This is a genomic window from Streptomyces sp. NPDC006435, assembly GCF_040612315.1.
Classification (GTDB): domain Bacteria; phylum Actinomycetota; class Actinomycetes; order Streptomycetales; family Streptomycetaceae; genus Streptomyces.
On the sequence record NZ_JBEXPY010000031.1, the window covers coordinates 25,331 to 42,196 of the forward strand.

General features: G+C 71.6%; 18 protein-coding genes. 3 read left to right on the forward strand and 15 right to left on the reverse strand.

Annotation, left to right across the window (positions count from 1 at the left end):
- Positions 1 to 49 precede the first annotated feature (49 nt).
- The 4 genes from ABZZ04_RS26865 to ABZZ04_RS26880 all read right to left on the reverse strand — a co-directional run bounded on the left by ABZZ04_RS26865 (position 50) and on the right by ABZZ04_RS26880 (position 3,181).
- Positions 50 to 475 (reverse strand): HEAT repeat domain-containing protein, encoded by a 426-nt coding sequence (locus ABZZ04_RS26865; RefSeq protein WP_356934786.1) that lies wholly within the window; start codon positions 473 to 475, stop codon positions 50 to 52.
- 41 nt (positions 476 to 516) lie between these two features.
- The gene (locus ABZZ04_RS26870) at positions 517 to 879 is read right to left on the reverse strand and encodes a hypothetical protein (protein ID WP_356934787.1); all 363 of its coding nucleotides are present in this window, start codon (positions 877 to 879) and stop codon (positions 517 to 519) included.
- A 120-nt stretch (positions 880 to 999) separates the two neighbouring features.
- Positions 1,000 to 1,791, reverse strand: coding sequence for a DUF4253 domain-containing protein (locus ABZZ04_RS26875; protein ID WP_356934788.1), 792 nt, complete (start codon positions 1,789 to 1,791; stop codon positions 1,000 to 1,002).
- Between the two features lie 112 nt (positions 1,792 to 1,903).
- Positions 1,904 to 3,181 (reverse strand): choice-of-anchor A family protein, encoded by a 1,278-nt coding sequence (locus tag ABZZ04_RS26880; protein WP_356934789.1) that lies wholly within the window; start codon positions 3,179 to 3,181, stop codon positions 1,904 to 1,906.
- Positions 3,182 to 3,408: 227 nt separating this feature from the next.
- Between ABZZ04_RS26880 and ABZZ04_RS26885 the strand changes: the two genes are divergently transcribed.
- On the forward strand, positions 3,409 to 3,888 hold the full coding sequence (locus tag ABZZ04_RS26885; RefSeq protein WP_356934790.1) for a hypothetical protein: 480 nt from the start codon (positions 3,409 to 3,411) through the stop codon (positions 3,886 to 3,888).
- Positions 3,889 to 3,923: 35 nt separating this feature from the next.
- Here the strand turns inward: ABZZ04_RS26885 and ABZZ04_RS26890 are convergent, their stop codons facing one another.
- The 9 genes from ABZZ04_RS26890 to ABZZ04_RS26930 form a co-directional block, all read right to left on the reverse strand.
- On the reverse strand, positions 3,924 to 4,589 hold the full coding sequence (locus ABZZ04_RS26890; RefSeq protein WP_356934791.1) for a 1,4-alpha-glucan branching protein: 666 nt from the start codon (positions 4,587 to 4,589) through the stop codon (positions 3,924 to 3,926).
- A gap of 24 nt (positions 4,590 to 4,613) precedes the next feature.
- Entirely contained in the window at positions 4,614 to 4,925 is a 312-nt protein-coding gene (locus ABZZ04_RS26895; RefSeq protein ID WP_356934792.1) for a DUF397 domain-containing protein, read from the reverse strand.
- A complete protein-coding gene (locus ABZZ04_RS26900) occupies positions 4,922 to 5,707 on the reverse strand; it encodes a helix-turn-helix transcriptional regulator (RefSeq protein WP_356934793.1) in 786 nt (261 codons plus the stop codon). Before ABZZ04_RS26900 ends, ABZZ04_RS26895 begins: the two co-directional genes overlap by 4 nt.
- A 128-nt stretch (positions 5,708 to 5,835) precedes the next feature.
- A complete protein-coding gene (locus tag ABZZ04_RS26905; protein ID WP_356934794.1) occupies positions 5,836 to 6,639 on the reverse strand; it encodes a HEAT repeat domain-containing protein in 804 nt (267 codons plus the stop codon).
- 93 nt (positions 6,640 to 6,732) lie between these two features.
- Entirely contained in the window at positions 6,733 to 7,188 is a 456-nt protein-coding gene (locus ABZZ04_RS26910; protein WP_356934855.1) for a pyridoxamine 5'-phosphate oxidase family protein, read from the reverse strand.
- A gap of 65 nt (positions 7,189 to 7,253) precedes the next feature.
- Entirely contained in the window at positions 7,254 to 7,880 is a 627-nt protein-coding gene (locus tag ABZZ04_RS26915) for a glyoxalase (protein WP_356934795.1), read from the reverse strand.
- A gap of 2 nt (positions 7,881 to 7,882) precedes the next feature.
- Positions 7,883 to 8,350, reverse strand: a complete 468-nt coding sequence (locus ABZZ04_RS26920; RefSeq protein ID WP_356934796.1) for a helix-turn-helix transcriptional regulator — start codon at positions 8,348 to 8,350, stop codon at positions 7,883 to 7,885.
- Positions 8,351 to 8,388: 38 nt separating this feature from the next.
- A complete protein-coding gene (locus ABZZ04_RS26925) occupies positions 8,389 to 8,799 on the reverse strand; it encodes a VOC family protein (protein WP_356934797.1) in 411 nt (136 codons plus the stop codon).
- A 134-nt stretch (positions 8,800 to 8,933) separates the two neighbouring features.
- A complete protein-coding gene (locus ABZZ04_RS26930; protein ID WP_356934798.1) occupies positions 8,934 to 9,671 on the reverse strand; it encodes a DUF4232 domain-containing protein in 738 nt (245 codons plus the stop codon).
- 390 nt (positions 9,672 to 10,061) lie between these two features.
- On the opposite strand from ABZZ04_RS26930, the gene ABZZ04_RS26935 reads away from it, so the two are divergent.
- Complete coding sequence (locus tag ABZZ04_RS26935; RefSeq protein WP_356934799.1) at positions 10,062 to 11,444, forward strand: helix-turn-helix transcriptional regulator; 1,383 nt, start codon at positions 10,062 to 10,064, stop codon at positions 11,442 to 11,444.
- 135 nt (positions 11,445 to 11,579) lie between these two features.
- On the opposite strand, the gene argS is transcribed toward ABZZ04_RS26935, so the two are convergent.
- Positions 11,580 to 13,346, reverse strand: a complete 1,767-nt coding sequence (argS, locus tag ABZZ04_RS26940; RefSeq protein WP_356934856.1) for an arginine--tRNA ligase — start codon at positions 13,344 to 13,346, stop codon at positions 11,580 to 11,582.
- A 147-nt stretch (positions 13,347 to 13,493) separates the two neighbouring features.
- Between argS and lysS the strand changes: the two genes are divergently transcribed.
- A complete protein-coding gene (gene lysS / locus ABZZ04_RS26945; RefSeq protein ID WP_356934800.1) occupies positions 13,494 to 15,269 on the forward strand; it encodes a lysine--tRNA ligase in 1,776 nt (591 codons plus the stop codon).
- A gap of 119 nt (positions 15,270 to 15,388) precedes the next feature.
- Here the strand turns inward: lysS and ABZZ04_RS26950 are convergent, their stop codons facing one another.
- Positions 15,389 to 16,849 (reverse strand): DUF2637 domain-containing protein, encoded by a 1,461-nt coding sequence (locus tag ABZZ04_RS26950; protein WP_356934801.1) that lies wholly within the window; start codon positions 16,847 to 16,849, stop codon positions 15,389 to 15,391.
- Between the last annotated feature and the right edge of the window lie 17 nt (positions 16,850 to 16,866).

The following is a 16,866-nucleotide window of genomic DNA, read 5'->3' on the forward strand; positions in this document are numbered from 1 at the left end:
TACAGGGTTTTCGTACGGGGTTCTTGTGCGGGGCTCTCGTACGGGGCCTTCAGATACTCCGGTTCCGTTCCGCGAGGGCGCTGCGGGCGCAGGCGCGTACGAGAAGGTCGTCGTCCGTGTCCGCGGCGGCGGTCAGGGCCTCGTGGACCGCCGGGTCGTCGGCGTAGGGGCCGAGGGCCATGGCGGCGTACTGGCGGACGAGGTCCTCCTCCGGGTCGTGCAGCGCGGTCAGCAGGGCCCGGCCGGCCGTGCGGAGGGTGGCCGGGTCGGACGGGGGCCACAGGCGCAGGAGCGTGGTGGCCTCGATGCGGGCGAGGTCGTACTCCCCGGGGTCGGCGACGACCGAGACGAGGAAGGGCACCGCGTCGGCCTCGCCGTCCAGTTCCGCGACGATCGTGCGTCTGCGGTCGCTGGTGGCGGGCAGGGCGTGGAACTCCTCGACGAGTCGGTCGAGTCGGTCGTTCGTTCGTTTCATCGCGGTGCTTTCCGTTCCGGCCGGTCAGTGGCAGTGGGTCGTCAGGGCCAGTCGACCAGGGCCGCGAACGCGATCCCCGTGACGAACACCGTGCAGGGCGCGAGCACGGCGAGGAAGAGGCCGGCCGGTGGCCTGCGGAAGCTGCGGACCCAGCTCGCGACCAGTACGGCCAGGGCCAGCACCAGGCCGCAGCGCAGTACGGTCCAGGCGGGTCCGAAGCTCGCGTCGAACCGGTCGGAGGCGGGCTCCGAGCAGGAGTCGCAGGCCATCGGGGAGAGCCCGCCGAAGAACAGGGCGAGCAGCGCGAGCGGGAGCGTCACGACAGTGGAGAGCAGCGCGGCGATCCAGACGCGCGACGGGCGGGCGTCCGTGACGTCCTCGGGCAGACGCGTTTCTTCGGGCATGCGTACGAGTCAACCCGGCGGCCGGGGCAGCCGCATGAGTCGCCGTACTCAGTCCGGCCGGATCGGCTGCCCCCGCCTGATCGGCTGCCCCCGCCGGAGCGGCCGATCCCGTCGGCGTGGTCAGTCCCACCAGAACGACCAGATCTCCTGGCCGAGGACCTGCTTCTCGGCGTAGACGTCCAGGTCGTGCGGCGGGCTCTGGTCGATGTTGTCCGGGCAGAACGCGTAGTGCTCGGCGGCGACGGCGCGTGCCTCCGCGAGGGTGGTGGGCGGACGGGAGACCGAGAGGGTCAGGGTGTCGAAGCCCAGCATCACGACCCGGATGCCGAAGCGGTCCTCCCAGGAGCGGAGCACGGCGCAGAGCCTGGCCGTGTCCTCCTCGAAGTTGAGCGGGCCCGACCAGCCGATGGCCGCCGGTATGTCCGCGCTGCGCCGGGCCGGGACGAGCGCCATCCGCGAGCCGGGGAACCAGCCCTCCGGGCCGACGCACTCCTCGGCGATCGCGGCCGCCAGGTCGTCGGGGGCGTCCTGCCCCTCGGCGGACGGGACGGGTGCCAGGCCGGGCCAGTCGCTCTCGGCGGGGTCGATCTCCTCGGGCGCGTTGCCGTTCCAGTACTCGGCGAGCACCTCCTCGGCGTCGTGGTCACCGGGGTACGAGGTGCTGTCCGGGGTCAGGTCCCACTGGGCGGGCCACTGGTCGCGTCTCCCGCCGTCGATCAGCACGGGAAGCAGCCCGACCGTCCGCCCGGCGGTGCGCAGCGCGCGCCATGCACCGTGGGTCGCGGCTTCGTCGGCGCACCAGAGCAGTGGCTCGTGCCAGGTGCCGTCGAGCGTGGTGTCCACCAGTGAGCCGGGCGGGAGCCGGAGTCCCGACGTGGCCAGGGACGGGAGCGGGTTGGGAAGCGTCGCCATGTCGGTGAGCGTACGGGGGCCCACTGACAACCGGCCGCCGGGCCGGGGGTTTTGGCGGGCGGGGCCGCCCGGGACGGACTCGGTGGCGGGTCCGTCCCGGGCGACCCGTCGGTCAGGCCCTCCTGGAGCGGCGGCGGGCGGCGAGGACGAGTCCGGCGCCCGCGGCGAGCACCACGACGGTGCCGATGACCAGCGGGACGGTGCCGCTGCTGCCGGTGGAGGCGAGGTCGCCGTCCTTCTTGCCGGGGGCGGCGCTGTCGGAGGGGGCGGGGGCGGTGGGCGTGGCGGGTCCGGACGTGTCCGTGGACGGGGTGACGCCCGCCGACGGGACGGTGGGGGCGGTGGGTGTGGCGGTGCCGGTGGGAGGCGTGGTGGAGGGGGTGCCGGTGGGGGTGGACGGGGTGGTGGTGGGCGTGGGCTCGCCGGTCTCGGGGAGGCAGCCGCTGAAGGGGAAGTGGTGGGTCTCGGCGCCGCCGGTGCCGTGCAGCGAGGCGACCCAGACCGAGCCGTTGACCGGTGCGCCGCTGCCGAGTTCCAGGTGGGCGCCGGGGGCCAGGACGCTGCCGGGCCAGGCGGCGGAGCTGTGCTTGGTGACGGTGCGGGCGTCGGGGAAGTTCCACAGGAGGCGGGCGCGGACCTTGCCGCCGGAGGCGCTCTGGAGCTTGTCGTCCAGTACGTAGTCCTGGCCGCCGGAGAGGAAGAAGCCGGTGGTGCCGGCCCCGGCCATGTCGTAGTCCCGGCCGCTGACGTTGACGACCGTGGTGGCGCCCGCGGGGACCTTGAGGAAGACCTCCTTGGCCTTCTCCAGCTGGTCGGCCGTCACCTTGAAGATGTTGCGGGAGGTGTTGGAGCCCTCCAGGGTGAGGCGGTTGCCGCTCGGCGTCACCCGGGTGCCGTCCGTGGCCGGTTCGTCGCCCAGGGCGGTGGAGTAGGCGCGGAGCTTGGCGAACTCGGCGTCGAAGTCGATGAGTCCGGCGTTCCTGCCGACGCTGCCCGCGTGCATTTCGAGGGCGCGGTCGCGGATCTCGCCGCCGACGACCGCGTTGCCCTTCATCACCGCGGTGACGGACTTGTCGTTGCGGAGGTCGCCGCGGACGACGAGGGAGGCGCGGCCGGGCAGGGCGTCGACCTCCGCCGCGGAGAGCTCGTTGGCGACGCTGAAGCCGCCGCGGAAGTCGGCGTTGCCGCCGACGGCCACCGCGCCCTCCGCGTCGGGGGTGTGGACGTCGTCACCGAGGACGAACTCGCCGTACTTCCCGGCGACCCCGAAGGCGTCGGTGGCACATCCGGCCGAGTCGGCCGGTGCGGCCTGTGCGGCGGGGGCGACGGTCAGGCCGAGGACGAGGGCTCCACCGAGCGCGGCGGCTGCGGCGGTTGCGGTTATGCGCATGGGGCTGGTTCTCCCGCGGAGGTGGTCGTAGAGCTTTCCGTGGCGGCTTTGCCCATGCTTTTCACAGATTGGAATATTGGTCAAGACCAATGCTTGAGGGGTGAGTGAACTGCCGGGAGGGTGGGGGTTTGTCCGGCCGTCGGCAGGTTGTCGGTGAGGTACCGACGAGGAGGGGTGTTCCGGAGGCCCGGGAGTGGTGCCCGGGTTCCGTGATCTGCCGTTCTGGCATGCTCGCCGGTATGGACGCGGGTGGCGTGGTCGTGCAGATGATCGTCGTGCGGTGGTCGGTGGCGTCCCGCGGCGGCGAGGGGGCCCGGCTCCGGAGCCGGGTGCCGAAGGGGTTCCTGTTGCCCGAGGGGATGTCCGGTCCTGTCGTCCACCGCGTGGACTGCGACGAGCGGGACGGGTTCGTTCCGCGCTTCCGGACGTTCGACGGTCTCCGTCCGCTGGAGAGCGAGACGCCGCTGAGGGTCGCGCCGGAGGCCGACGGCGTGCGCGTCTTCGCGGACCGCAACCGGCGGGCCTGCGCCCCGCCCGCCCGTCGGCTGGGGGCCGGGCAGTGGTTGCGCTGGCAGGACACGTCCAGCGGGCGTCGGCGGGTCGGGATGACGGTCGTGAACGTCGCCGTCGTCGGCCGCCCTCCGGCGAACCTCTTTCTCGGGGTGCCCGCGTTCAGCGCCGAATCCGTTGAGTCATGGGTCAAGTAGAGGGCGGCGCTGTGGGCCGTGCGCCGTGCTCCGGTTCACGACCGGTCGTGGACGACGACGAACGCGGCGCGCGCCGTGGTGCCGTCCGGCAGCGGCGCGTTTGCGGTGACGTCGCCGAGCGCCTCCGTGTCGGCCTCCTGGCCGGGCCGGAGCACCCGATTGAGGTGGATGGCCAGTCGGCGCCCGTCGGATGCCGTCGTTACCAGGATGTCGGTGCCGTCCGGGTCGTCGGTGACGGTCGTGGACGAGAGCTCCGCCCCGACGCCCGACCCGGCGAACCGGGCGGTGACGGAGGGGTCGGGGGTGTCGCTCGTGCTCTGCATCTGCGGCTCGGCCTCGCCGACGACGAGCGCGAACAGCTGGGCGACGAGGACCGGGTCGCGCGTTCCGTCGTACACCCAGCGGCGGCCCAGCACCCCGTGCTCCGACGTGCCGACGAGTGCTTCGTCGGCGCCCGCGAGCGGGGCGCCGCGGTAGGTGAACGGCACCTGGTACGTGACCGGTTCGGCCCCCGACGTGTCGGTGACCACCATGAACTCGATCCCGACCTCGCCCGCCGGGTCGTCCAGCCGGAACCCGCCGGTCCTGGCCGGCTCGGGCCGCCGCCCCGGCGTGCCGCGATACCAGGGCTGTGCGGGCAGCCAGGTGGTGAGGAGCTCCATCTTGGTGGGCGTCAGGGTGGTGCGGTGGATGACCGCCATGGCGGTGGTGTCCCTCCGGTGGTTTCAGGCGGTGCGCCGGTCGGCGGCGAAACCGGCGAAGGCCGTCCAGGTGGTGGGGGCGACGGTGAGGGTGGGGCCGTCGGGGTTCTTGGAGTCACGGATGTGGACGGCGGCGGTGTGCGCGGCGACCTCGACGCAGGCGCCGCCCTCGCTGCCGCTGTGGCTCGACTTCTGCCAGTCGTAGCCGACCTCCAGGCACTGCCCGCCCTCGTCGCCGCTGTAGCTCGACTTGCGCCATTCGTAGGCGACTTCGAGGCAGGCGCCGCCCTCGTCGCCGCTGTAGCTGGACTTGAACCACTCAAGTGCGGTGCTCATTGCTCTCCCAGCAGGCGATCCAGTAGGCCCATCGTGTCTTCGGGGGTGAGGGCCTGGGCTCGCAGCATCGCATATTTCTGGGAGAGGATGCTGATCCCGTCGGGGTCGGAGACCAGCAGGCTGCCGCGCTGGGACTCGGAATAGGCCACGCGCTGAAAGTCCGGAGTCTCCAGCAGGATGAAGGGGCCGTTGAGGCCCGCGTGGGTCCGGTGGTTCAGGGGCAGGACCTGGAGGCAGATGCCGGGGAGTTCGGCGCAGGCCCGCAGGTGCCTCAGCTGCTCCAGGTGCCCTTCGTCGTCGGTGAGTTGGAGCCCCAGGACCGGCTCCCAGACGACGAAGCTGATGGTCGGGGGCGCGGGGCGGTGCAGGATCTCCTGGCGTTTCAGACGGGTCTTCGTCTGGATCGCCACCTCCTCTTCGCCGAAGGCCGGGATTCGGTTGCGGAACACCGCCTGTGCATAGCGCTCCGTCTGGAGGAGGCCCGGCATGACCTGGTTGTCGTACCAGGAGAGCGCCAACGCCTCCCGTTCCAGCTCCAGATACTCCTCCGCCCACACCGGGATCAGGTCGATCTCCGGCAGGTTGTCCACCGCCTCGGTCAACGCGCCCTTGGTGTCCAGCAGTTCGTCCAGCGTGGCGGCCAGGCCGGGCAGGAGGGCCCGTCTGCCCTGCTCGATGGAGGCGATCGTCTCCACCTGGTGGCCCGCCATGTCGGCGAGTTGAGTCTGTGTCAGACCGGCCGCCCTGCGGAAGACGGCGACCAGTCTCCCCACGAGCTTCATTGCCGACGCGTTCCTGCGCTTCCGCTTTCCGGGTTGCATACCGGGCGAACTTCCACACGCGCGCCCGCGTCACGCGCGTACGACCCGTACAAAAAATCTGTACGGGTGGACAGGGGGAGGCGGGGCGGTCAGGAGCGGTACTCGGTCAGCATCCATTCGACGGAGTCCCGGACCTCCGGGGCCGGGTCCCGGGAGAGGCGGTCGAGGATTTCCGGGACGCCTCGGGACGGCCATTTCCCGATGGCCCACACCAGGGCCCTGCGCACCTCCGGGGCCGGGTGGTCCGCGAGGTGGGCCAGTTGCTCGGCCGGTCCGCGTCGGCGCAGGCCGAACAGGTCGAGGGTCCGGACGAGCTGTTCGGGGTCGCCGGGGGTGCCCGCGGCGGCGATCTGCCGGAGGAGGACCGCGCTCGCGGGGGCGGGGCCGTCGAGGGGATGGGGGCGGCGCTCCCGCAGGCGCTGCGATCCGTACTCGCCGCGCACCCGGCAGCCGAAGCAGGTGCAGGGCACCTTGCCGTTCGAGTCGGGGAAGTACCGCCAGCCGGTGACCTGGCTGACGGCGCGGATGCGGTGCACCTCGCGGCCGGTGACCGCGCGGGGGACGAACACCTCCCAGCCGCGGGGGTCGGGCACGGCGGCGATCCGGCGTACGGCGTCGGCGGCCGTGGTGGTCAGGGGGTCGCGGTGGTAGCGCCCCACGGTGACGGGTTCGTCGTCCGGCAGCCGGACGTGCACGGCGACGAGCCCCCGCGGGCCGCCGCGCCTGGCCAGTTCGCGCAGCCACTGGTGGGTGAGGGTGTACGAGGGGAGCACGGGGAAGCAGTAGACGCCCCGGGGCAGCGACGGCGCGCGGCCGTGGCTCTCGGCCCGTATGCCGGAACGGCGGACGCGCGCCGCGTTCGCCGAGGGGGTCAGGTGCACGAACATCGCCATGCGGGCGATGCTAGAGCCCTTCCCTCCGGTCGCGCAGGCAGGTTTCCCCGGCCTCGCGGCGCCCGTGTTCCGCCCTTCCGGTGCCGTGCGGGGTCAGCCGAGCCAGTGGCCGTCGCGCATGAGGGTGCGTCCTCGGAGTTCGTTCGCCTCGCGCCAGGCCTGGACGCGTTGCGGCCGGATCAGGAAGTACTGGTAGGGCTCGTCGATCGCGCGCGGGTCGAAACCGGTCCTGGCCTCGAACGCGTCGCCCGTGCCCGGGGCCAGGTCGGCGAGGTCCACCGGCTCGGCGGTGCCGTCGACCACGACGACGTCGCGGGTCGGGCCGAGGGCGAGCCGTACCCGGCCGTCCGCCAGCAGGTTGCGGCCGGTGACCGAGGCGCGGGGCGTCGAGACGAGGAACGCCGTCCCGGTCCAGAGGAACGAGAGGGGCACGAGGTGGGCACCGCCCGCGGAACCCGATGTCGAGACCCAGAGGTCGATGTCGGTCTCCAGCCGTGCGCGCGTGTCCCGCAGCCTCTCGTCGAGTCCGCGCGGCGGTGCGTCCGTCATCGGGTTCCTCCGGGTCGTGTCGAGCGGGCGGTGGTGGGCAGCGGTGGCGGTCAGCGGTGGTGCGCTCACGCCGCGGGGGCCGGTACCGCGGCCTCCCAGGCGAACCCGTCGGGGTCGGTGAAGGACTCGGTGCCGCCGACGAGCGCGACGCGGTGCGAGCCGGTGCCGTCGGGGGAGACGCCGACGTCCTTGGCGAGGGCGCGGCGCCGGTACAGCGCCAGCTTGACGGGGCTCTCCCCGGAGTCGAACTCCGTGTACACGCGGCCGAAGCTCTTCGCCACGACGAGGCCCTGTCCGACGTAGAACCGCTTGCTCGCGGCCACGTCCGCCACTCCCAGCAGGATGACGATCTCGTCGATCTCGCGGGTGGTGGTGCCGGTGTCCTTCTTGGCCGAGGTCGCGACCTTCCAGATCGTCCCGTCCGGGGCCCGCACGACACCGCCATGGCCCCAGAACGACTTCGTGACGGGCTTCAGTTCCGTGGCGCCGGCTTCGAGGGCGGTGGCGACGAGGCTCTCGACGGCGGACGGCCCGGAGACCGTGAGCGCCATCGTGAAACCGCGGAAGCCGGTGCTGGGTTCCTGCGAGGCCCGCAGACGTATCTGCGTGTCCAGGCCGAAGGCGGTGGAGCAGAAGCGGGCGGCGGCCTCGGGGTCGGCCACGTCGAGGGTCACGGATTCGATGAAGTTCATGTTCATGACGCTATGTGCCCCTCGACGACCGGTGCTTCTTGATTCCTGACCGGTCGCGTCACCTGCTTGGACACGCACGGCGGCATCCCCGCCGCACCTTCCAGCGCGCGGCGCCGGTAGGTGCTGGGGGGCATGCCGACGAGCTCGGTGAAGCGGGTGCTGAAGGTGCCCAGCGACGAGCAGCCGACCTCGAAGCAGACCTCGGTGACGCTGAGGTCGCCGCGCCGCAGCAGCGCCGCCGCGCGCTCGATGCGCCGGGTCATCAGGTACGAGTACGGCGACTCGCCGTAGGCGAGCCGGAACTGGCGGCTGAGGTGCCCGGCGGACATGTTCACGCCGCGGGCGAGCGCCTCGACGTTCAGCGGCTGCGCGTACTCCCGGTCGATCCGGTCGCGGACGCGGCGCAGCAGCACGAGGTCGTTCAGGCGCTGCGCCTCGGCGCGGGCGTTTCCCCATGCGGGGCGGCACATGTCGGAACTCCTCTCGTCGTGTCCGTTCGCCGGGCGGGTCAGCGGACTTCCTGGATGCGGACCAGGTTGCCCGCCGGGTCGCGGAAGGCGCAGTCGCGGATGCCGTACGGCTGCTCGGTCGGCTCCTGGACGACCTCGGTGTCACCGGCCTGCACCTTCTCGAAGGTGCCGTCGAGGTCCCGGGTGGCGAGCAGGATCCAGCCGTAGGTGCCCTTGGCCATCATCTCGGCGATGGTACGGCGCTCGTCCTCGGTGATGCCCGGGTCGGCGGCCGGCGGGGCCAGGAGGATGGAGGTGCCGGGCTGGTCGACGGGGCCGACCGTGATCCAGCGCATCTTGCCCTGGCCGACGTCGTTGCGGACCTCGAAGCCGAGGACGTCGCGGTAGAAGGCCAGGGAGGCGTCCGGGTCGACGTGCGGGAGGAAGCTGGTGTGAATGGTGATGTCCATGGCGACGATGCTGGCACGGTCCCGCGGCCCGTGCTTCTCGAATCCTGATCGGTCGGGGCGGGGCACCGGTCGGGCCGGTGTCCCGCCCCGACCGGTGCGGCGGATGCTGTGTGTGCGGCGTCCGTGGCAGGGGCTCAGTAGGTGAGGGCGACGGCCATGTCGCTCTGCCAGTAGGTGACGAAACCGTTGTCGCCCCAGCGGGTGTCGGCGGGGAGCTTCAGCTCGGCGGGGGAGCCCGTGGAGCCCGAGTTGCTCCTGGGGGTGAAGTACACCGTGAGGTCCGTGCCCTCGTACAGGTCCTGCCCGTCGGACTCGCCGAACAGGCCGATGCCGGCGTAGGCGGACTGGCCCGGCTCCAGGGTGACCACGGCCTGCGGGACGCTGCTCCGGAGGACCGGGAAGACGGCCTGGGCGTCGTCGAAGCGGAGCGCCGGCGCGTTGTACGCGTAGCAGGGGCGGGAGCCCGTGTTGGTCGCGGTGAGCAGCAGGTGGTTGATGGGGCGGCTCACCTTGCTGATGGTGACCTTGGTGTTGTCACCGGTGCAGGTGACGGGGGAGCCGGTGTTCCCGGTGCTTCCGGCGCTGCTCTTCCGGCCGGTGTCGGAGCCGGTGGAGTTCTTGGCGCCGGCGGTGTCCCCGCTCTTGTCCCCGCCCTTGCCCTCGGAGGCGGAGGAGGCGTTCCGGGCCTGGTCCTCGGTGCCGGCCCCTTCGGTGTCCTTGCCGGTCCCGGAGGAGGTGGTGCTGCCCGCCGGGGCCGCCGCGCCCGTCTTGTCGGCGTTCCCGTCGGTGTCACTGCAGGCGGTGAGCGAGAGGGCGGCCAGGAGGGCGGTGGCGGCGAGGGCGGCGGTGCGGAAGCGGCTGTTGCTGCGCATGGTGGTGGTACTCCCCGTGGTGTCTGTGGTGTCTGTGGTGCGGATGCACGGATGCACGGATGTGCGGATGTGCGGAGGTGCGTGATGTACGTGATGTGCGTGGTGCGGAGGTATGTGGTCAGCGGTGGATCAGGGCCAGGACGATCGCGGTGGAAGCGATCACCACGCCGATGGCCACGAGATCGATCGGATCGATGCGGAACTGGGTTTTCACTGCGCCGTCCCGGTGTGGTCGCTGCGGTGTGGTCACAGGTTGCGGGGCGGCGGATTCCGGCCGCAACGCCGAACGACCCATTGGGGATGCTGGAATGCCTGCGCGTACTGTGACCTGGGCAGATTCCACGTCCCTGGAACGGTGTTCTGGGACGGACCAGAGGGGGGAACGCCGCAGTGGCGACGCCGGAGGCCAGGGAGTTCGCGGCTCTGTTGAAGGAGCTGAAGGACCGTTCGGGGCGCAGCTATGGGGTTCTGGCGGGCAGACTCCACGTCAGCACGTCCACGCTGCACCGTTACTGCAACGGTGATGCCGTGCCCAACGAGTACGCCCCGGTGGAACGGCTGGCGCGGCTGTGCGGTGCGGAACCGGACGAGATGGTGGAGCTGCACCGGCGGTGGATCCTGGCGGACGCGGCGCGGCGGCGCCCGACGGCCGCGGAGCCGGGTGCGCAGCCGGTGCCCGCACCCGGGCCGGCCGCCGAGGCGGCGCCGGAACCGGCATCTGCGCCCGATCCCGATCCCGATCCCGAGCCCGAGTCCGGGTCTGTCCCCGATCCCGATCCCGAGCCGGCGGTCGTCGGTGCGGAGCCCGTACCGCCGCGCCGGAAGGGGTTCCTGGCCTCCCGGCGGTCGAGGGTGCTGCTCGCCGCCGCCGCCGTCGTCGCGCTGACCGTGCCCACCTCGATCGTGGTGAGCAAACTGACCGCCGACCGCTCCGACGAGTTCAGCAACGCCCCCTCCGTGCAGGCCAAGGACGCGGATGAGCCCGAGCTGGCCGGCGGCGGGACCGCTTCCGCCTCACCGGACCGGCCGAAGAAGTCGGGCAGCGCCTCGCCCTCGGACCGGGCGGGCGCGTCCTCCCCGGCGACGACCGGCGCCCCGACCGCCTCGCCGGGGCGCGGCGGGGGCGGGGAGGCGAGCGGTGGCGTGCCGTTGACCGCCACCATCAGCTCGTACAACTGGGCCGACCCCTGCGACCAGTTCTACGTGCTGGACCAGGACCCCGACGACGTCCCCCCGCCGCCCTCCTTGCCGCGGGAACGCCGCAGTTGGGCACGGGCGCTGGGCGGGGTGGACGGCGGGGGCATGAATCTGGAGATCACCGTGCAGGGGAAGTCCGGCCAGGCCGTCGTGCTGACCGGAATGCATGTGCGGACGCTGTCCCGGAAGGCGCCGCTGCCGTGGTCGGCGTACTCGATGGGGGAGGGCTGCGGGAGCGGGGTCACGCCGCAGACGTTCGACATCGACCTCGACGACAACCGGCCGACGCTCACCCCGGTGGCGGGGCAGAAGAACGACGAGCGGGTGCCGCCGAAGGACTTCCCGTTCCAGGTGTCCTCCACCGACGTGGAGGTGTTCGACCTGGACGCGCACGTCGAGGGGCACGACGTCAGCTGGTACCTGGAGCTGGATTGGAGCAGCGGGGGCCGCAAGGGGACGCTGCGCATCGACGACAACGGGAAGCCGTTCCGTACCAGCAGCATCAAGACCCGGCCGACGTACATCTACTGGTACGACTCGGCCCAGTGGAAGCCCCCCGTGATCCCCATCGAGTAGGACGGGAAACCGGGCAGCACCGGAAACGGAACGGCCCGGTGCGGTGACCGCGTGACTGCGGTCGCCGCACCGGGCCGTTCGCGTACGGGCCGATGATCCGGGCCGTCCACCGTATGGACGGACGGCCCGTGGGGATCAGAGGCGCTCGGGGGTCCGGATGCCGAGCAGCGCCATGCCCCGGTGCAGGGTGCGGGCGGTGAGGTCCGAGAGGAAGAGGCGGTTCTCGGCCACATCTCCGGGGACCTCGGCCTTGAGCACCGGGCACTGGTCGTAGAAGGTCGTGAACAGCGACGACAGCTGGTAGAGGTACGCGGCCAGCTTGTGCGGCTCGTACGCGGCGGCCACCTCGGACACGACCTCGCCGAACTCGTCCAGGTGCAGACCCAGTGCGCGCTCGGCCGGGGCCAGCTCCAGCTCCGGGTGGGGCCGGGGGCTCAGCTCGCCCGCCTTGCGCTTGATCGAGCGGGACCGGGCGTGCGCGTACTGGATGTACACGCTGGTGTCGCCGGTCAGCGACACCATCTGGTCCAGGTCGAACTTGTAGTCGCGGGCGGCCGACGTGGACAGGTCCGCGTACTTCACCGCGCCGATGCCGACCTGCGCGGCGCGCTCGGCGATCTCGTCCTCGGTGAGGTCCTTGGCCTTCTCGCGCACGACGGCGGACGCCCGGTCGATCGCCTCGTCGAGCAGGTCCTGGAGCCGGACGGTCTCGCCCTCACGGGTCTTGAACGGCTTGCCGTCCTTGCCGAGCACGGTGCCGAAGGCGAGCTGCACGGCCTTGACGTCCTCGTTCAGCCAGCCGGCCCGGCGGGCGGTCTCGAAGACCATCTTGAAGTGCAGGGCCTGGCGGGCGTCGACCACGTACAGCAGGCTGCTCGCCTTGAGGTTCTGGACCCGGTCGCGGATCGCGGAGAGGTCCGTGGCCGCGTAGCCGTAACCGCCGTTCGACTTCTTGACGATCAGCGGCACCGGGTTGCCGTCCGGGCCCTTCACGTCGTCGAAGAAGACGCAGAGCGCACCCTCGGAGCGGACGGCGACGCCCGACTCCTCCAGGATGCGGCAGGTCTCCTCCAGCATGTCGTTGTATCCGGACTCGCCGACGATGTCGGCGTCGCGGATGTCCATGTCGAGCTTGTCGAAGACCGAGTAGAAGTAGATCTTCGACTCGTCGACGAACCGCTGCCACAGGGCGAGGGTCTCCTCGTCACCGGCCTGGAGCGCGACGACGCGGTCCCGGGAGCGGGCCTTGAACTCCTCGTCGGAGTCGAAGAGCGCCCGGGACGCCTTGTAGAGCCGGTTCAGCGAGGACATGGCGGCCTCGCCGTCCTCCGCACCGCCCTCGTGGGACAGCTCGTCCGGGTGCTCGATCAGGTACTGGATGAGCATGCCGAACTGGGTGCCCCAGTCGCCGATGTGGTGCCTGCGGACCACGGTCTCGCCCGTGAATTCCAGGATCTGCACCATCGCGTCACCGATCACGGCGGAGCGGAGGTGGCCGACGTGCATCTCCTTGGCCACGTTGGGCTGCGCGTAGTCGATGACCGTCGTGCCCGCGGCGCTGTTGCGGGGCACGCCGAGTCGGTCCTCGTCGTCCGCGGCGCGCGCGGCGAGGGTCTCGACGATCGCCCGGTCGCTGAGCGTGACGTTCAGGAAGCCGGGGCCGGAGACCTCGATCTCCTCGATCAGGTCGCCGGCCGGGATCGCGGCCGTGACCTGCGACGCCAGCTCGCGGGGGTTGCCCTTGAGCTTCTTGGCGAGGGCCAGGATCCCGTTGGCCTGGAAGTCGGCCCGGTCGCTTCGTCGCAGCAGCGGGTCCGCGGTGCCGGCGTCCGGCAGGGCCGCCGTCAGGGCGTCCGCGAGCTGCTGCTGGAGCGTGGAAGCGAGGGAATTGACCGAGGCCATGAGCTGGCTGCCGTTTCCGTAGGAGTACAAGGGATCACAACCAGTATTCCATGGGCGGTAAAGCCATTTTCGCGCTCCGGGCGGGACCTGGGAGAATGGGCGGAGCCCCTACCAGGTCCCCACCAGGTCCCAACCAGAGAGAAGGACGTGCAGACCGTGGCTCAGAGTCAGAGCAGCACCGAGGCCGACTGGGTCTCCCGTTTCGCGGACGAGGTCATCGCCGAATCGGAGCGTCGTGCGCCTGGCAAACCGGTCGTCGTCGCGTCCGGCCTCTCCCCGTCGGGCCCGATCCACCTGGGCAACCTCCGCGAGGTCATGACCCCGCACCTGGTCGCCGACGAGATCCGCCGCCGGGGCTACACCGTGCGGCACCTGATCTCCTGGGACGACTACGACCGCTACCGCAAGGTGCCGAACGGCGTCCCCGGGGTCGACGAGTCCTGGGCCGAGCACATCGGCAAGCCGCTGACCTCGGTGCCCGCCCCCGCCGGTTCCCCGTACCCGAACTGGGCCGAGCACTTCAAGGCCGCCATGACGGACTCGCTGGCCGAGCTGGGCGTCGAGTACGACGGCATCAGCCAGACCGAGCAGTACACGGCCGGTACCTATCGCGAGCAGATCCTGCACGCGATGAAGCACCGCGCCGACATCGACGCCGTCCTCGACCGGTACCGCACGAAGAAGGACCCGGCCGAGGCCGGTGCCAAGGGCGCCAAGGGCGGCAAGAAGCCACAGCAGCAGAAGAAGGTCGACGAGGCCGAGCTGGAGGCCGAGGCGGGCTCCGGCGCGGCGAGCGAGGACGACGGCAGCGGCGGTTCGGCCGGCTACTTCCCGTACAAGCCCTACTGCGGCAACTGCGAGAAGGACCTCACGACCGTCACGTCGTACGACGACGACAGCACCGAGCTGAACTACACCTGCACGGCCTGCGGCTTCGCCGAGACCGTCCGGCTGAGCGAGTTCAATCGCGGCAAGCTGGTCTGGAAGGTCGACTGGCCGATGCGCTGGGCCTACGAGGGCGTGATCTTCGAGCCGAGCGGCGTGGACCACTCCTCGCCGGGCTCCTCCTTCGTGGTCGGCGGCCAGATCGTCCGCGAGGTCTTCGACGGTGTGCAGCCGATCGGCCCGATGTACGCCTTCGTCGGCATCTCCGGCATGGCGAAGATGTCCTCCAGCAAGGGTGGCGTGCCGACCCCGGCCGACGCGCTGAAGATCATGGAGGCGCCGCTGCTGCGCTGGCTGTACGCCCGCCGCAGGCCCAACCAGTCCTTCAAGATCGCCTTCGACCAGGAGATCCAGCGGCTCTACGACGAGTGGGACTCGCTGGGGCGCAAGGTCGCCGACGGTTCGGTGCTGCCGGCCGACGCCGCCGCGCACGCGCGCGCCATCGGCACGGCGGCCGGTGAGCTGCCGAGCACGCCGCGCCCGCTGCCGTACCGGACGCTCGCGTCGGTCGTGGACATCACGGGCGGGCACGACGAGCAGACGCTGCGCATCCTGAGCGAGCTGGACCCGGAGAACCCGCTGACCTCGCTGGACGAGGCCCGGCCGCGCCTGGACCGCGCCGAGAACTGGATCACCAGCCAGGTCCCGGCCGAGGCCCGCACGATCGTGCGCGACGAGCCGGACAAGGAGCTGCTCGGTTCGCTGGACGAGCAGGGGCGCCGGTCGCTGCAGCTGCTCCTGGACGGGCTGGACTCGCACTGGTCGCTGGACGGGCTCACCACGCTCGTCTACGGCGTGCCGAAGGTGCTGGAGGGCCTGGAGCCGGACGCCAAGCCGACGCCGGAGCTGAAGGTCGCGCAGCGGTCGTTCTTCGCGCTGCTGTACCGCCTGCTGGTCGGCCGGGACACGGGGCCGCGGCTGCCCACGCTGCTGCTGGCCGTCGGCGCGGACCGGGTGCGGAGGCTGCTGGGCGCGTGACGCCCGCGCCGGTCCCGCCACGCGCGGGACCGGGGCCGTACGTACGAGGGGCCGCCACTCGGATCATCCGGGTGGCGGCCCCTCGCCGTGTCTGTGCGGTGTCCGTGCCCGTTGCGCTCTCAGGCGATGTGGTCGGCTTCGAGCTCGGCGTGGTAGCGGTTCTTGAACTCCGGCATCATGCGGCGGAGCAGTGCCGCGCTGCGCGGGTGCCGGACGTCGTGGACGTCCGAGACGTGTATGTCCAGGGCGTCGACGCTCGGGAAGTCGTTGTTCTGGTTCACGAACGAGGCGAACTCCTTGTACGCGATCTCGGCGAACTCGGCGTCCTCCTGAGCCCACTCGGCCGCGTCCGTCCCAGCCTCCCGGGGCTGCTCGGCGGGCTGCTCCTCGAACTGTCCCTCGAAGTGCTCCTCGAACTGTTCCTGGACCGGACCCTGGACCGGCTCCTGGACCGACTCCCGGGCCGGGTGGCCCTGCGTCGGCCGGTCCTGCTCGTCGGGCCGGTGTTCCGCGGCGCGGGGGCCGGGGATGGCGCCGATGGTGCCCACGTTGCCCAAGGGGCGGGTGCGGCCGCCGGGGCCGGACGGGACCATGACCGGGCCGGGCTCCGGGCCCTCGACGTACTCGGGGTCGTACGTGCCCTCGTACGCCTCGTTCGGCCCGCGGGACGCCGTGAACCAGGGGTTCCCCTGCGGGCCGGGGGCCTCCTGCTGGTACTGCGGGTGCTGTTGCTGTTGCTGGTGCTGCGGGTCGTACTGCTGCTCGTGCTGTTGCTGTGCGTACTGCTGTTGCTGCTGTTGCAGCTCGTGCTGCGGGTCGGGGGCGGAGGGGAGCTCGGGCTGGGGCTCGCCCGGCGCGATCCGGTCCGGTGCGGGTTCGGGGGCCGGGGGCAGCAGTGCCGGTTCGATGCCCGCGGCGGCGAGGCCGGCCGGGGCGGTGTCGGCCAGCGGAACCCCGTACTTCGCCAGACGCAGCGGCATCAGGGCCTCGACGGGCGACTTGCGGCGCCAGTTGCGGCCGAAGCGGGCCTGGAGGCGGGCCTGGTAGATCAGCCGGTCCTGTTCGAGCTTGATGACCTGGTCGTAACTGCGCAGTTCCCACAGCTTCATCCGGCGCCACAGCCGGAACGTGGGTACGGGGGAGAGCAGCCAGCGGGTGAGGCGCACGCCCTCCATGTGCTTGTCGGCCGTGATGTCGGCGATCCGGCCCACGGCGTGCCGGGCGGCCTCGACGGCGACCACGAACAGCACCGGGATGACCGCGTGCATGCCGACGCCGAGCGGGTCGGGCCAGGCCGCGGCGCCGTTGAAGGCGATCGTCGCGGCGGTCAGCAGCCAGGCGGTCTGGCGCAGCAGCGGGAACGGGATGCGCAGCCAGGTCAGCAGCAGGTCCAGGGCGAGCAGTACGCAGATGCCCGCGTCGATGCCGATCGGGAAGACCAGCGAGAAATCCCCGAAGCCCTTCTTCTCGGCGAGTTCGCGCACCGCGGCGTACGAGCCCGCGAATCCGATCGCGGCGATGAGCACCGCCCCGGCGACCACGAGACCGATGAGTATCCGGTGGGTGCGTGTCAGCTGCATCGCGGCCACCCGCGTTC

What these genes read in the sequence shown, in the direction of transcription:
- ABZZ04_RS26915 (WP_356934795.1), bottom strand. Translation starts at nt 7,880, where the DNA reads ATGAACTTCATCGAATCCGTGACCCTCGACGTGGCCGACCCCGAGGCC.
- ABZZ04_RS26890 (WP_356934791.1), bottom strand. Translation starts at nt 4,589, where the DNA reads ATGGCGGTCATCCACCGCACCACCCTGACGCCCACCAAGATGGAGCTC.
- ABZZ04_RS26900 (WP_356934793.1), bottom strand. Translation starts at nt 5,707, where the DNA reads ATGAAGCTCGTGGGGAGACTGGTCGCCGTCTTCCGCAGGGCGGCCGGT.
- argS (WP_356934856.1), bottom strand. Translation starts at nt 13,346, where the DNA reads ATGGCCTCGGTCAATTCCCTCGCTTCCACGCTCCAGCAGCAGCTCGCG.
- ABZZ04_RS26885 (WP_356934790.1), top strand. Translation starts at nt 3,409, where the DNA reads ATGCTCGCCGGTATGGACGCGGGTGGCGTGGTCGTGCAGATGATCGTC.
- ABZZ04_RS26870 (WP_356934787.1), bottom strand. Translation starts at nt 879, where the DNA reads ATGCCCGAAGAAACGCGTCTGCCCGAGGACGTCACGGACGCCCGCCCG.
- ABZZ04_RS26920 (WP_356934796.1), bottom strand. Translation starts at nt 8,350, where the DNA reads ATGTGCCGCCCCGCATGGGGAAACGCCCGCGCCGAGGCGCAGCGCCTG.
- ABZZ04_RS26880 (WP_356934789.1), bottom strand. Translation starts at nt 3,181, where the DNA reads ATGCGCATAACCGCAACCGCCGCAGCCGCCGCGCTCGGTGGAGCCCTC.
- ABZZ04_RS26950 (WP_356934801.1), bottom strand. Translation starts at nt 16,849, where the DNA reads ATGCAGCTGACACGCACCCACCGGATACTCATCGGTCTCGTGGTCGCC.
- ABZZ04_RS26875 (WP_356934788.1), bottom strand. Translation starts at nt 1,791, where the DNA reads ATGGCGACGCTTCCCAACCCGCTCCCGTCCCTGGCCACGTCGGGACTC.
- ABZZ04_RS26930 (WP_356934798.1), bottom strand. Translation starts at nt 9,671, where the DNA reads ATGCGCAGCAACAGCCGCTTCCGCACCGCCGCCCTCGCCGCCACCGCC.
- ABZZ04_RS26905 (WP_356934794.1), bottom strand. Translation starts at nt 6,639, where the DNA reads ATGGCGATGTTCGTGCACCTGACCCCCTCGGCGAACGCGGCGCGCGTC.
- ABZZ04_RS26910 (WP_356934855.1), bottom strand. Translation starts at nt 7,188, where the DNA reads ATGACGGACGCACCGCCGCGCGGACTCGACGAGAGGCTGCGGGACACG.
- ABZZ04_RS26925 (WP_356934797.1), bottom strand. Translation starts at nt 8,799, where the DNA reads ATGGACATCACCATTCACACCAGCTTCCTCCCGCACGTCGACCCGGAC.
- ABZZ04_RS26895 (WP_356934792.1), bottom strand. Translation starts at nt 4,925, where the DNA reads ATGAGCACCGCACTTGAGTGGTTCAAGTCCAGCTACAGCGGCGACGAG.
- ABZZ04_RS26865 (WP_356934786.1), bottom strand. Translation starts at nt 475, where the DNA reads ATGAAACGAACGAACGACCGACTCGACCGACTCGTCGAGGAGTTCCAC.